The sequence below is a fragment of the Streptomyces lacrimifluminis genome, assembly GCF_014646095.1.
Taxonomy (GTDB): domain Bacteria; phylum Actinomycetota; class Actinomycetes; order Streptomycetales; family Streptomycetaceae; genus Streptomyces; species Streptomyces lacrimifluminis.
In genome coordinates this window covers 161,843-174,695 of sequence record NZ_BMMU01000001.1, presented here as the reverse complement: position 1 = coordinate 174,695, position 12,853 = coordinate 161,843, and the positions used below count along the sequence as shown (strand labels likewise).

13 protein-coding genes are annotated in these 12,853 nt (G+C 72.8%); 7 read left to right on the top strand and 6 right to left on the bottom strand.

Annotation, left to right across the window (positions count from 1 at the left end):
* Window positions 1–40: 40 nt before the first annotated feature.
* The gene (locus IEY89_RS00885; RefSeq protein ID WP_189145252.1) at window positions 41–928 is read left to right on the top strand and encodes a prohibitin family protein; all 888 of its coding nucleotides are present in this window, start codon (window positions 41–43) and stop codon (window positions 926–928) included.
* Between the two features lie 86 nt (window positions 929–1,014).
* On the opposite strand, the gene IEY89_RS00880 is transcribed toward IEY89_RS00885, so the two are convergent.
* Window positions 1,015–1,980 (bottom strand): DUF3027 domain-containing protein, encoded by a 966-nt coding sequence (locus IEY89_RS00880; protein WP_189145251.1) that lies wholly within the window; start codon window positions 1,978–1,980, stop codon window positions 1,015–1,017.
* A gap of 539 nt (window positions 1,981–2,519) precedes the next feature.
* On the opposite strand from IEY89_RS00880, the gene IEY89_RS00875 reads away from it, so the two are divergent.
* The 4 genes from IEY89_RS00875 to IEY89_RS00860 all read left to right on the top strand — a co-directional run bounded on the left by IEY89_RS00875 (window position 2,520) and on the right by IEY89_RS00860 (window position 6,138).
* A complete protein-coding gene (locus IEY89_RS00875; protein WP_189145250.1) occupies window positions 2,520–3,974 on the top strand; it encodes an MFS transporter in 1,455 nt (484 codons plus the stop codon).
* A 115-nt stretch (window positions 3,975–4,089) separates the two neighbouring features.
* Window positions 4,090–4,590: a DUF2771 domain-containing protein gene (locus IEY89_RS00870; protein ID WP_189145249.1), complete on the top strand. Its 501-nt coding sequence runs from the start codon at window positions 4,090–4,092 to the stop codon at window positions 4,588–4,590.
* Window positions 4,560–5,297: a futalosine hydrolase gene (locus tag IEY89_RS00865; RefSeq protein WP_189145248.1), complete on the top strand. Its 738-nt coding sequence runs from the start codon at window positions 4,560–4,562 to the stop codon at window positions 5,295–5,297. Before IEY89_RS00870 ends, IEY89_RS00865 begins: the two co-directional genes overlap by 31 nt.
* Window positions 5,281–6,138, top strand: coding sequence for a 1,4-dihydroxy-6-naphtoate synthase (locus IEY89_RS00860; RefSeq protein WP_189145247.1), 858 nt, complete (start codon window positions 5,281–5,283; stop codon window positions 6,136–6,138). The genes IEY89_RS00865 and IEY89_RS00860 overlap by 17 nt, the downstream gene beginning before the upstream one ends.
* Before the next feature lie 43 nt (window positions 6,139–6,181).
* On the opposite strand, the gene IEY89_RS41635 is transcribed toward IEY89_RS00860, so the two are convergent.
* Window positions 6,182–6,565 (bottom strand): cold-shock protein, encoded by a 384-nt coding sequence (locus IEY89_RS41635; protein ID WP_189145246.1) that lies wholly within the window; start codon window positions 6,563–6,565, stop codon window positions 6,182–6,184.
* A 216-nt stretch (window positions 6,566–6,781) separates the two neighbouring features.
* On the opposite strand from IEY89_RS41635, the gene IEY89_RS00850 reads away from it, so the two are divergent.
* Window positions 6,782–7,039, top strand: a complete 258-nt coding sequence (locus tag IEY89_RS00850) for a hypothetical protein (protein ID WP_189145245.1) — start codon at window positions 6,782–6,784, stop codon at window positions 7,037–7,039.
* On the opposite strand, the gene IEY89_RS00845 is transcribed toward IEY89_RS00850, so the two are convergent.
* A complete protein-coding gene (locus tag IEY89_RS00845) occupies window positions 7,009–7,707 on the bottom strand; it encodes an HAD family hydrolase (RefSeq protein ID WP_229694980.1) in 699 nt (232 codons plus the stop codon). The genes IEY89_RS00850 and IEY89_RS00845 overlap by 31 nt on opposite strands.
* Before the next feature lie 384 nt (window positions 7,708–8,091).
* Window positions 8,092–9,132 carry a hypothetical protein gene (locus IEY89_RS00840; RefSeq protein ID WP_189145244.1) on the bottom strand — a complete coding sequence of 347 codons (1,041 nt, stop codon included), beginning with the start codon at window positions 9,130–9,132 and terminating at the stop codon, window positions 8,092–8,094.
* A 280-nt stretch (window positions 9,133–9,412) separates the two neighbouring features.
* Between IEY89_RS00840 and IEY89_RS00835 the strand changes: the two genes are divergently transcribed.
* Window positions 9,413–11,980, top strand: coding sequence for a helicase C-terminal domain-containing protein (locus IEY89_RS00835; protein ID WP_189145243.1), 2,568 nt, complete (start codon window positions 9,413–9,415; stop codon window positions 11,978–11,980).
* 30 nt (window positions 11,981–12,010) lie between these two features.
* Here IEY89_RS00835 and IEY89_RS00830 read toward each other — a convergent pair whose 3' ends face one another.
* Both IEY89_RS00830 and IEY89_RS00825 read right to left on the bottom strand, forming a co-directional pair.
* The gene (locus IEY89_RS00830; protein WP_229694979.1) at window positions 12,011–12,556 is read right to left on the bottom strand and encodes a hypothetical protein; all 546 of its coding nucleotides are present in this window, start codon (window positions 12,554–12,556) and stop codon (window positions 12,011–12,013) included.
* A gap of 44 nt (window positions 12,557–12,600) precedes the next feature.
* Complete coding sequence (locus IEY89_RS00825; protein WP_189145242.1) at window positions 12,601–12,837, bottom strand: hypothetical protein; 237 nt, start codon at window positions 12,835–12,837, stop codon at window positions 12,601–12,603.
* Window positions 12,838–12,853: the final 16 nt, after the last annotated feature.

Below are 12,853 nucleotides of genomic sequence, written 5' to 3'. Positions count from 1 at the left end.
GAAGCAGGTACGCGGTACCTGTTCCTGAGGGGGGATCTCTGTGTTCGCGCTGTCCATACTGCTGCTCATAGCGGCGGTCGTGCTTTTTCTCGTCGGCCGTGGCCGGGACACCGGCGGCTGGAAGATCGGGGCGGCACTCAGCGCCGTCGCGGCCGTGCTGGCCGGTGTCTTCGCGTGCGTCCATGTCGTGAGCGCCTACGAGGTCGGGGTCCCGGTGACCTTCGGCAAGGTCGGGAAGCCCATCACGTCGGGCGTCCAGTTCAAGTCGCCGTTCACCGACGTCACGTCCTTCACCACTCGTCCCGTGGACCTCGACCTCTACGGCAAGGACGTCGTCGAGGTCCGCTCGGCGCAGGGCGGGGTGCTGTACGCGGACGTCACCATCAAGTGGGCGGTCATCCCGGCCAAGGCGGTCCAGCTGTACCGGCTGGCTGGCAGTGAGGAGGCCGTCCAGGAGCGGCTGGTGGTGCCGGACAGCCGCGAGATCATCCGTAACGTCTTCGCGAAGCACACCAGCGAGGAGGGCTACGCCTCCGCCCGCGAGCAGATCGGTTCGGAGATCGCCGCCCTCATCAAGGAGCGGCTGGCGCCGCGCGGGATCGACGTCACCAACGTCAATCTGCGCAATGTGAAGCCGTCGGAGAAGCTCCAGGACCAGATCGACAAGAAGATCCAGCAGGAGCAGGCCACCGAGCGGGCCGTCGAGGCGGCGCGTACCGCCAAGGCGGAGGCCGAGCGCAGGCGGATCGAGGCGGAGGGCATCGCCCGCGCCAACCAGATCCTCTCGAAGTCGCTGAGCGACAAGGTCCTGTACAACCAGTGCCTGGAGGCCTACAGGGAAGCCGCCAAGGCCAACCCGGTGTACGCGGTGCCGTGCGGCACGAACGCGAACGGCACCCCGGTCATCGTGGACAGCACCAAGAACTAGCCGGAACCACCCGGTGCGGTGGGCAACGATCCCGCCGAGCAGCAGGGCTCGGCGGGGTCGCGCACCCTCTGTCTAAGAACCACCCACTACGAGTGCCCGAGGTCCGCCGCATCCGCATCCTCGTCGGTCCCGCCCACCGACACGGATCCGGAGTCCGCCGCGGGCCGCAGCGGGAACGGGTCCACGATCGTCTCGTCGATCACGTGCGGCGGCGGAACCGGCGGCTTCGGCATCACCGCTGCCTCCGAGTGCCCCCCGCAGCCGTACGCCAGGGACACCACACGCCCGTCCGCCGGGGCGAACTCGTTCGTGCACACGCCGAAGGCCTGCCCGAGCGACCCGCCGATCGCCACGAGGAACCCGCAGCTCACGCACGTCGCCGGCGCGGCCTGGGCCATGGGCGTCGTGGGGCCGTACGCGTCCTCCCAGCGGTCGGCGGCGGTGTGGAGGCCGTACCGCGACAGGACGCGCGCCCGGCGCATGCCCAGTTCCTCCGCCACCGCGGCGATCGAGCCGCGAGCCGGTACGACCGTGAAGTCCGCCGGTGAGCCCTCCGTGATGTCCGCGTCCTCGGCGTCCGCCAGATCCGCGGCCAGTGCCACCGAAGCCGAAACCGCCACGGACCCCGACGCCAGCACGGAGTTCGGCAGGGGCTCGTCCTCGCCCGAGTAACCCGGCTCCAGACGCAGATCCTCCGCGTCCGTCGGGAGCAGGTCGCCGGGGCCCATGTCCCCGGGGCGCAGACGCTCGCTCCAGGGCACCCACTCCGGGGCCTGGAGGGCGTCGGGGCCCGGGAGGAGCACCACCTCGTTCAGGGTGACCAGCTTCGCCCGGGACGCCCGGGCGACCGTCACCGCCCAGCGCCAGCCCCGGTAGCCGAACTCCTTGCACTCGAAGAAGTGCGTGACGACACGGTCCCCTTCTGACACCAGGCCCGCGTGTTCACCCACCACGCCTGGCGCCGCCGCCTCCTCCGCCGCCGAAAGGGCGAGGTCGACGGCCTCGGCGCACAGGCGGTCGGGGGTGCGGCTTCGCGTTGTCGCTGCGCTCACAGGTATCGCTTCTCTCCTACGCCGTCTCACGAGTGCGCTCGTCCCGACGGGGTGCGAACGGGTGCGAACGGAGCGGACCGGAGGACCGCGTCAACGTTCACGCCCGATCACGCTCGGGCGCACCTACGTCATCCATTCTGCGGGATGGCCGAGAGGCGCGCGGCCGAGAACAACCGCCACTGCGCGCTACGCACGCTACCTTCTCCAGCGCCCGGGGCCCACACCGACGGGACGGTTCGTGGCGTCCGACATCCAACCGTGGCAACTCCGGCCCCCTCTCCGCTGGTCCTTCTCCCGCCTCTCACCTCACTCTTCCCAACCCTCAATGGCCGGAAAACACCCCACGGAAACCGTCCGAGAGATCTCCGGGAGACCTCCGGGAAGATCCCCGAGGGACACCTGAGAGACACCTGAGAGACCCCTGCGGGGCCTTCGCACAGACCCCGAGGGCCCGCCCAACCCCGCCCTCTCCCGCCCCACTCGGCCCCATACGCGCGGTAACCGCACTAGGTACGCCGTTCTCGGGGCACTATGGCGGGGTGGCAACCGAGCAGTCGCCCCACGGCACCACCGGGACCGGTGGGACAGAGGGGCACAACCGGAGCGGCACCGGCACCAAGAGAGGCCGGCGTGGCGTACGGGACCGGATGAACGGGTCCGTACGTGCGGTCGGGCGTGCCCTGCACTTTCCGGTGACCGGCACCGCCCGGGGCATCCGCAAGGCCACCCACGCGCACGGGGCCGGGGAGTCCGGGCTCGGCAAGCTCATCGAACTGCACGCGGTGAACGGCGCCGGCGACGTCATGATCACCGTCGCCCTGGCCTCCACCGTGTTCTTCTCCGTCCCCACCGACGAGGCACGCGGGCGCGTGGCCATCTATCTCGGCATCACCATGGCGCCCTTCACGCTCCTCGCCCCCGTGATCGGCCCCCTCCTCGACCGCCTCCCGCACGGCCGCCGCGCCGCGATGGCCGGCGCCATGCTCGCCCGCGCGCTCCTCGCCCTGCTGCTCGCCGGCGCGGTCGCCACCGGCAGCATCGAGCTGTACCCGGCCGCACTGGGCGTCCTGGTCGCCTCGAAGGCGTACGGCGTGGTCCGCAGCGCTGTCGTACCCCGCCTCCTGCCACCCGGGTTCTCCCTGGTGAAGGCCAATTCGCGGGTCACGCTGAGCGGGCTGCTCGCCACCGGTGTGGCCGCGCCCATCGGCGCCGGGCTCCAGGCCATAGGGCCGCGCTGGCCGCTCTACGGCGCCTTCGTGATCTTCATCGCGGGTACGTTCCTGTCCTTCTCGCTCCCCCACAAGGTGGACTCCGCCAAGGGCGAGGACACCGCCCTGCTGGCGGCGGACGCGGAGCATCTGCACGGCCCGCACCGCCGCGAGACCCTGCGCCGCCCGGGCCTGCGCACGGTCGGCACGGCCGTCACGCACGCCCTGGCCGCCAACGCCGCCCTGCGCTGTCTGTCCGGCTTCCTGATCTTCTTCCTCGCCTTCCTGCTCCGCGAGCACCCGCTGACCGGGGAGAGCGCCGCGTGGTCGCTGGGCATGGTCGCCGTCGCCGCGGGTGTGGGCAACGCGCTCGGTACGGCGGTCGGGGCGGCCGTGAAGCAACGCGCGCCGGAGCTGATCGTCGTGACCGTCGTCGCCGTGGTCCTCGGCGCGGCGATCGTCGCCGCGATCTTCTTCGGCGCCGCCCTGGTCGCCTGTCTGGCCGCGGTCGCCGGGTTCTGCCAGGCCCTCGCCAAGCTGTCCCTGGACGCGCTGATCCAGCGGGACGTCCCCGAGCACGTCCGCTCCTCCGCGTTCGCCCGCTCCGAGACGCTGCTCCAGATGGCCTGGGTGCTCGGCGGCGCGATCGGTATCGCGCTGCCGCTGGTGGGCGAACTGGGCCTCGGGGTGGCCGCCGCGATCGTCGCCACGGGCTGGCTGACCACCGTCAAGGGCCTGATCGGCTCGGCCCGCCACGGGAGCCGGGCCCAGCCCCGCGTCGCCTGACACCACTCGGCGGGGCCGGGGACACCGCGTACGGAGGCCCGGACACCACGCACCGGTGCCCGGCACGCCGTACCCACGTGACAACCGTGTCGCGGGTGCCCGATAGCCTTCGGCCATGACCTCGTTGCGTTCCGCTTCCACTGCGCGCCGTCGCCGCGCTGTTGCCGCCGTCGGCGCCGTTGGTGCCGGACTGCTCGTCCTGTCCGCCTGCGACAAGCCGACGCCGATCTCCACCGTCACCGTCGGCACGTCCTCGGTGAGCTCGGAGGCCTCCTGCTACGCCGACGGCGACGCCAAGGAGCTGAAGACGGCCGAGGTGGCCGAGTGCCTCAAGAAGGACACCGCCAAGGACGCGGACGTCAAGAGCATCAAGGTCGACCCGGACGAGAACGTGCGCTTCGGTGTCGACCCGAAGATCGCCGACAAGGGCTGGACGATCCTGCTGAACGGCAACCCGCTGACCGACTCCAGCAGCAAGACGTACCGCACGATCCCGGGCAGCGTGTTCTTCAACGAGCAGTACGGCGCCCAGGGAGACTCGACGCTCGTCTCCATCAAGGAGGGCGAGAACGACGTCACGGGCGTGTGGTCGTTCCGGCTGAAGAAGGACTCCTGACGATCTCGGGAGTACGCGTCCTCGTCGCCACCGCGGTCTCCGTCGAACGGGCCGCGGTGGCACAGGCGTTCGGCGCCGCTGACGGCGAGGTCACGGGACCGTTCGACGTCATCGCCGCGGGAGTCGGCCCCGCCGCCTCCGCCGCGTCCGTCGCCTCCGCGCTCACCGCCGCCGCCCTCCGCGGCGCCCCGTACGACCTGGTCGTCTCGGCGGGCATCGCCGGCGGTTTCCAGCCGGAGGCACCGGTCGGCTCGCTGGTCGTCGCCGACGAGATCACCGTCGCGGACCTGGGCGCCGAGACCCCGGACGGGTTCGTTCCGGTCACCGCACTCGGCTTCGGCGCCGTCACCCACCGTCCGCCGGAAGCACTCGTACGAGATGTCGCAGCAGTGACAAACGCCCGCGCCGGCGCCGTACTGACCGTCTCCACCGTCACCGGCAGCGCCGAACGCGCCACCGAGCTGCGCGCCCGGCATCCGAGTGCGCTGGCCGAGGCGATGGAGGGCTTCGGGGTCGCCGAGGCCGCCGCCGCGCACGGAGTGCCGGTGCTGGAGATCCGGGCCGTGTCCAACCCCGTCGGCCCCCGCGACCGCGCCGCCTGGCGCATCGGCGACGCGCTCACGGCCCTGACGGAGGCCTTCGGGAAGCTCACGCCGGTACTGGAGAGTTGGAACCCACATGAACACCCACATGAGCGCGCAGGCTGAACAGCCACTCCAGATCGCGTACTCGCCCTGCCCGAACGACACCTTCGTCTTCGACGCCTGGGCCCACGGCCGGGTGCCGGGCGCGCCCGCGCTGGACGTGACCTTCGCGGACATCGACATCACCAACGGGATGGCCGAGCGCGGCGAGTTCGACGTACTGAAGGTGTCGTACGCCGTGCTGCCGTACGTCCTCGACGAGTACGCGCTGCTGCCCTGCGGGGGCGCGCTGGGGCGGGGCTGCGGCCCCCTGGTGCTCACGCGGGAGGCGGGGGCCGATCTGACCGGACGTACGGTCGCGGTGCCGAGCGAGCGGTCGACGGCGTACCTGCTGTTCCGGCTGTGGGCGGCCGACACGGTCCCCGGCGGGGTCGGGGAGGTCGTCGTGATGCCGTTCCACGAGATCATGCCCGCCGTGCGGGACGGGAAGGTCGACGCCGGGCTGGTCATCCACGAGGCGCGCTTCACGTACCGGAACTACGGGCTGCACAAGCTCGCGGACATGGGTGAGCACTGGGAGGCGACGACCGGGCTGCCGATCCCGCTCGGCGCGATCATCGCCAAGCGGTCGCTGGGAGCCCGGACGCTGGAGCTGCTGGCCCGGGCGGCCCGGACGTCCGTACGCGCCGCCTGGGACGACCCGGAGGCCTCCAGGGCCTATGTCCTGGAGCACGCGCAGGAGATGGACCCGAAGGTCGCCGACCAGCACATCGGGCTGTACGTCAACGAGTTCACCGCCGACCTCGGCGAGGACGGCTATGCGGCGGTCAGGGGGCTGCTGACCCGCGCGGCGGCCGAGGGGCTGGTGCCGCCCCTCGGCCCGAACGCACTCGATTTCCCCTAGGCCTCTCCGGAATCTCCGGAGTCCTTGGAGTCCCTGGAAACGCCTACACGTCCAACTGGTCGGCGACCGCCCGCAGCAGGCCCGCGATCTTCGCGCCCGAGGCCTTCTCGGGGTAACGGCCCCTTTCCAGCATCGGCGTGATGTTCTCCAGGACGGTCGTCAAGTCCTGGACGATGGAGGCCAGTTCGTCGGGCTTCTTGCGCTGTGCCGCCGCGACCGACGGGGTCGGGTCCAGGATCACGACGGAAAGTGCCTGGTCACCGCGTTGGCCGGCGACAACTCCGAACTCCACGCGCTGGCCCGGCTTGAGGGAATCGACTCCGGCGGGCAGGACCGAGGAATGGACGAAGACGTCACCGCCGTCATCGCGGGAGAGAAAGCCGAAACCCTTCTCACTGTTGAACCACTTGACCTTGCCGGTGGGCACGTCTGTTCCTCGTCCTCATACTCGTCGGAAAACTGCTTCGGGCTGCTTGAATCTGCTACGAAGTGCTTCGAAGCGCTTCGAACTGCTGGCGGGAAAACGGGTCTTGATAGCACTGGGGCGGGTCGTGTGACCCGCCGGTTCCAAGGCTAGTGGTCTGCAGACCGGTGACAAGACGTCGCCGGGTTGTTCCTTCGGGCAGGGAACTACCCTGGTGGAGTGCGTGACAAAACCCAAACGAATTCCGCCGCGGCCGGAGATCGGCTGATCCGTGTCGGTGCCATCGTGTTCTTCGTCGGTGCGGTGGCCACTTTGGTCACCGTGGCCCCATTCCTCCTCGGGACGGAGCCATTCCCGACGTTCATGTTCGGCTTGAGCATGCTGATGGGCGTCGGCTTCCTTCTCGCGGGCGCCGGCGTGCTGCAGTCGGTGGCCGAGGGCCGCCGTCAGGCGCGGGCGGCCGTCGCGTCCGAGTAGCCGGGGTCGCCCGGGTCTCGCGGGTCTCGCGGGTCTCGCGGGTAGGAGGCCAGCCAGGCGGGGAAGTGGGTGAGGTCGTCGAGGACGACGTCAGCGCCTGCCGCGCGCAGCTCAGCGGCGTCACAGGGCCCGGTGGGTACGGCCACCGACAGGGCACCGGCGGCCCTGGCGCCGCGTACGTCCCCGACGTGGTCGCCGACGTACACGCCCGCGCCCTGCTCGCGCAGCGCCACCGCCTTCTGCTCGGCCCACAGGTTTCCGATGAGCGCGTCGGGCTCGATGCCGAGGTGTTCGAGGTGCAGCTTGGCGTTGGGCTCGTACTTGGCGGTGACGACGATCGCCCGCCCGCCGAACTCCCGTACGGCCGCGATCGCCTCGCGGGCGCCGGTCATCGCGGGGGTCGCGGTGATGGCGATGGCCGGATACATCGCGCGGTAGAGATCGCTCATGGCCGCGACCCGATCGGCCGGAAACCAGTGCACCAGCTCGTCCGCGAGGGGCGGACCGAGCCGGGTGACGGCCAGGTCGGCGTCGATGTACGTGCCCGTCCGCTCGGCGAGCGCCAGATAACAGGCGTGGATGCCGGGGCGGGAGTCGATGAGGGTCATATCGAGATCGAACCCGACGGTGAGCGCGCCGGAGGACGTCGGCGAGGGCATGGCTGTCATATGCACCATTGTGCGGGAGCAGGCGGAGGGGCGGCGGGGGCGGTCAGCGCGAGGACGGCCGGGGCGGGGGCAGCCGGTGCGGGGGCTGGGAGCGCGGGGCCGGGAACGCGGGAGCGGTCAGTGCGGGGGCGGTCAGTGCGGGGACTGGGACACGAGGGCAGCCAGTGCGCAGGCAGTCAGCGCGAGCGCTGGAGGCGCGCGGGCTGGAGACGCGAGGGCACCAGCGCGCAGGCTGAGAACGCGGGGACTGGGAGCGCCAAGGCAGCCAGCCCGAGGACAGCCAGCGCGAGGGCTGAGAACGCGAGGACAGCCAGCGCGAGGGCGGTCAGCGTGGGGCAGCCAGCGCGCAGGCCGAGAACGCGAAGGCAGCCAGTGCGAGGGCGGTCAGCGTCGGCGTTGGGAGCGCCAGGCGAGGAACAGGGCGGAGACGATCGCGGCGCCCTTCACCACCCACGGCCAGGTCTGGCTGAGGGCCTCGTTCATGTGGCCCTCGGCGATGGGGTCGCCCCAGCGGCCCTGCGTACGCCCCCACAGCCACCCGACACCGGCGGCGACCGCCGCTCCGGGCAGGTACACGACCGCCCACTTCGTCTCGGCCTGGGAGAGCCGGCGGGAGGCGTAGGCGATGGCCCAGCCGACGAGGAGGGCGTAGACGTTGCCGAGGACCGCTCCCGCGACGAGCAGGCCGGCGGCGAGGAGCAGCAGCGGGTTGCTCCAGCTGCCGGAGGGGAGGCGGAGGCGCAGCCGGGGCCGCCGACGGGGTGCCTCGGCGATCTGCTCCTCGGCATCCCCTTCCGAGGCCGAATCGGTCGCGTCGGGCTCGACGGCCTCGTCCGCCGGCTTCGGCTGTGGCTTCTGGGGCCTGGGAGGCGGCTTGAGGAGGTCGGGGATCTCCACCCCGCCGACGAACCCGGCCGGGAGGCTGTCCGTGTCCGTGAGCGGACCCCTGCGGCCCGCCAGCCACCAGTCCGCGTCCCCGAGTTCGTCCGTACCCGCGAGATGGGGCGGAGCGGGGTCGCCGTCCACGGGAAACGGAGCGAACGCCTCCGCGGCGTCCGCTTCCTTGCCCTTGCCGGCCTCCGCCGGGCGCGGGTGCGGGACGAGTCGCCCGAGCCCCTTGCCCTTGCGCTGCGGCTCCTCGCGGTCGCGCTGTACAGGTACGGAGGCCCGCGGTGCCTCGGGCGCACCGGGGCCGGGGCCGGGGCCCGCGCCGGCCACGACCTCGTCCGGGGTGCCGATGCGGTCGAGGATGCGGCGTACGGAGGCCGGGCTGTCGACCGTGGCCCTGGCGCGGCGCCGGTCGATCTCCTCACGCAGCCCCGAGACGAGGCGCATCCGGTCACCGGACGGCAACTGCCGCTGCTGGGCCAGGTCTCCGACCCTGCTCAGATACTCGTAGACGACCTGGTCGCTCTCGATACCCACGAAGCCAGACGTTACCGGCATCTCCATCGAGCATGGGGGCACCCATCGAGCATGGGGGCACCCATCGAGCATGGGGGCACCTATCGAGCACGGCGGCACCTCTTCCAGCATGGGCGGTACCTCTCCAGCGCCGGCCTGCACCCTCAGCCCGTCCGGCGATTGAGGACGAGCGCGTTCAGCGCGAACGGGGGTCTGGGGGCGGCGCCCCCAGCAACGCCCACACCAACTCCCCGCACCGACGAAAGACACCGCACCGCACCCACCCGCTACCGTGGGCGGGATGAGCACCGAGGAGACACCGGCGCCGCGTTCCCTCGCGGAGGCGCTTCGCGCGCGCGACGACGCATCGCTCGCCGCGCTGCTGCGCACCCGTCCGGACCTCATCACCCCCGTCCCCACCGACCTCACCCAGCTGGCCACCCGCGCCGGCACCCGCGCGTCGGTCGTGCGCGCCCTGGAGCGCCTGGACCGGTTCACGCTCCAGACGGCACAGGCGCTGGCCGTGGCCCCGGACCCGGCGGCGTACGACGATCTGCTGGCCCTCCTCGCGGGCGACGCCGCCGATCCGGCGGTCACCGCCGCGCTGCCCCGCGCCCTCACCGTGCTGCGCGAGCAGGCGCTGGTGTGGGGTGGGACGGACCGGCTGCGTCTGGTCCGTACCGCCCGTGAGCTGCTGGCGCCCTCGCCGCAGCATCCGTCACCGACGGGGCTCGGTCCGACGGTCGCGGAGGCGACGGCGGGGATGTCGCCGGGCCGGGTCCAGGAGATCGTGGCGGCGGCTGGGCTCACGTCGACGCACGACGCGGTGAGCGCGGTGGCGTCGCTGACCGCGCTGTTCACCGACCGGAAGCGGATGGCCGCGCTGCTCGGCAGCGCCTCCCCCGACTCCGTGGACGTACTGCGACGCCTCGTCTGGGGGCCGCCCTACGGGCAGGTCACCGCCGACCCGGCCGCACACCTGCGCTGGCTGCTGGACCGGGGGCTGCTCCTGCCCACGGCGCCCGGGACGGTCGTCCTGCCGCGCGAGGTGGCCCTCCACCTGCGCGAGGGCCTGGCGCACCGCACGACCGAGCCGTTGCCGCCCGGGATCGAGCACGCGGCGACCCATCGTCCACAGGTTGTGGACAACGCGGCGGCCGGGCAAGCGTACACCGCGCTCGCGACCGTCGAGGAGCTGCTGAAGGACTGGGACGAGGGCGGCCCGGCGGTGCTGCGGGCCGGCGGACTGAGCGTCCGTGACCTCAAGCGGACGGCCGTCGCCCTGGACGTGTCCGAGCCGGTGGCCGCCTTCTGGGTCGAACTCGCCTACGCGGCAGGCCTGTTGGCGTCCGACGGCGAGGCCGACGAACGGTACGCGGCGACCCCCGCGTACGACGAGTGGCTGGAGTGGCCCTCGGCGCAGCGCTGGGCGCGGCTCGCGGAGGCATGGCTGACGGCGACCCGGACGCCCGGAGTGATCGGCGGCCGGGACGCCAAGGACCGTACGCTGTCCGCCCTCGGCCCGGGCCTGGACCGGTCGGCCGCGCCGGAGGTACGGCACCGGGTGCTGGCCCTGCTGGCCGCCCTCCCGGAGGGCAGCTCCCCGACCGTCGAGTCCGTGCTGGCCCGCCTGCACTGGGAGCGTCCGACGCGCGGCCCGCAGCAGGACCGGGAGGGCGACGAGGACCTGCGCACCAGGCTCGCCCGCTGGACCCTGGCCGAGGCGGAGTCGCTGGGCGTCACGGGACGGGGGGCCCTGTCGTCCCAGGGCCGGGCGCTGCTGGGTGCCCCCGCCGCGCCGGTGAAGGCGGCCGAGCCGACCGGCCCCGGCGACAAACTCCCGGTGCACCACCGCGACCACCCCCACCCCCACGCACACCCCCACGCACACGCCCTCGAACCCCTCTCGGCGTCCGAGCAGGCCGTCGCCTCCGCCACCGCCGCCCGGCTGCTCACCCCGCTCCTGCCCGAGCCGCTCGACCACGTCCTCCTCCAGGCGGATCTGACGGCGGTGGCCCCGGGCCCCCTCAAGCGCCCGCTGGCCGACATGCTCGGCGTGCTCGCCGACGTCGAGTCGAAGGGCGGCGCGACGGTCTACCGCTTCACCCCGGGTTCCGTACGCCGCGCCCTGGACGCCGGCCGCTCCGCCTCCGACCTGCACGACTTCCTGACCGCCCACTCCCGTACGCCGGTCCCGCAGCCCCTCGCCTACCTCATCGACGACGTGGCGCGCAGGCACGGCCACCTGCGGATCGGCGCGGCCTCGGCGTACGTACGCTGCGACGACGACGCGGTGCTCAGCGAGATCCTCGCCGACAAGCGGTCCGCGAACCTGCGCCTGCGGCGCCTGGCGCCCACGGTGCTGGCCGCCCAGGCCGACCCGGCGACGCTCCTGGACGGTCTGCGCGCGATGGGCTTCGCACCGGCCGCCGAGTCCGCCGAGGGCGACGTCCTGATCACCCGCGCGCACGCCCACCGCACCCCGCCCCGCACAGCCCCGGACCCGGTGCCGGACGGCCCCCCGGCCCCCGACACCACACTCCTCTCGGCGGCGATCCGCGCGATCAGGGCGGGCGACCTGGCCGCGACGACCCCGCGCAAGCCGACGGACACCCCGGCCGCGACCGGCGACCTCCCGCGCACCGGCCCCGCCGAGACGCTGGCCACCATGCAGGCCGCCGTGATGACCGGCGAGGCGGTGTGGATCGGCTACGTCAACGCCGAGGGCGCCGCCAGCCAGCGCGTCATCGCCCCCATCCGCGTGGAGGGCGGCTTCGTGACGGCGTACGACCACACGGCGGACGAGGTACGGACGTATCCGCTGCACCGGGTCACGGGCGTGGCGGAGCTGGTGGAGGACCAGCCGTAGGCACCCCAAGCCGCCGCCGGAGCGACCCGGTCAGCAGGCGGCGACCCGGGCGTCGGCGGGCAGGCCGAAGTGGGTTCGGGCGGCGGTCTCCAGGGCGGTGGACGACATCGTGCCGTCGGCGCCGGACTCGGCGTAGAAGCCGAAGTGGTCCTCGGTCCACTCCGCGTACCCGGCACCGTCCGGCGGCTCCTCCCGCGACACGACCCGGTAGCCGCCGTGGGCCTCCCGCTCCAGCCGCAGCACCTGCGGGTACCGGGCACCGCCGCACTCCACCAGGGCGCCCCCGCGGACCCCGTACTCCATGCACAGGGTGTTGACGCCGGCCCGCACGACGCCGTCGTCCTCGCGGCCGAGCTCCAGAGCCTCCGCCCGGCAGAACCACCGCGCCCGGAGTCCGGCCACCGTCTCCCCGTACCCGCTCCCCCGCGCGTCGGCCACCAGCCGGGTCTCGATCACCGGCCGCACCTCACCCCACAGCCGGGGGTCGACCTCCTGCGCCCCCATGGCCCACACCCCGGTGGCCGCCAGTACCACCACGGCTCCGGCACCGGGCCCCCAGACGCGTACGGACGTCACCGCGGCCTCCTCCCTTCCCGCGCGCACCGCGCGGGCCCGCCTGTTCAGATACTCGGAGGGCGCTCATGGTTGCCCGGGGCCTCTCGCGACCGGGCGAGGGCGCGGCGCATCTCCTCGGTGAAGCGGCGGCCGGGTGGCAGGAGTCCGCCGCTGCCGAGGAGCGTGTCGACGGCGTCGCGGGTGAGTCCGTACCAGGTGGTGTGCTCCTGCTCGGCCCGGGAGTCGGGCGGGGCGGCGGTCCGATCGGTGTGCTTTCGTATCCGGCTCCGGCCCCGGGGCAACCCGGGCGATGGGGCA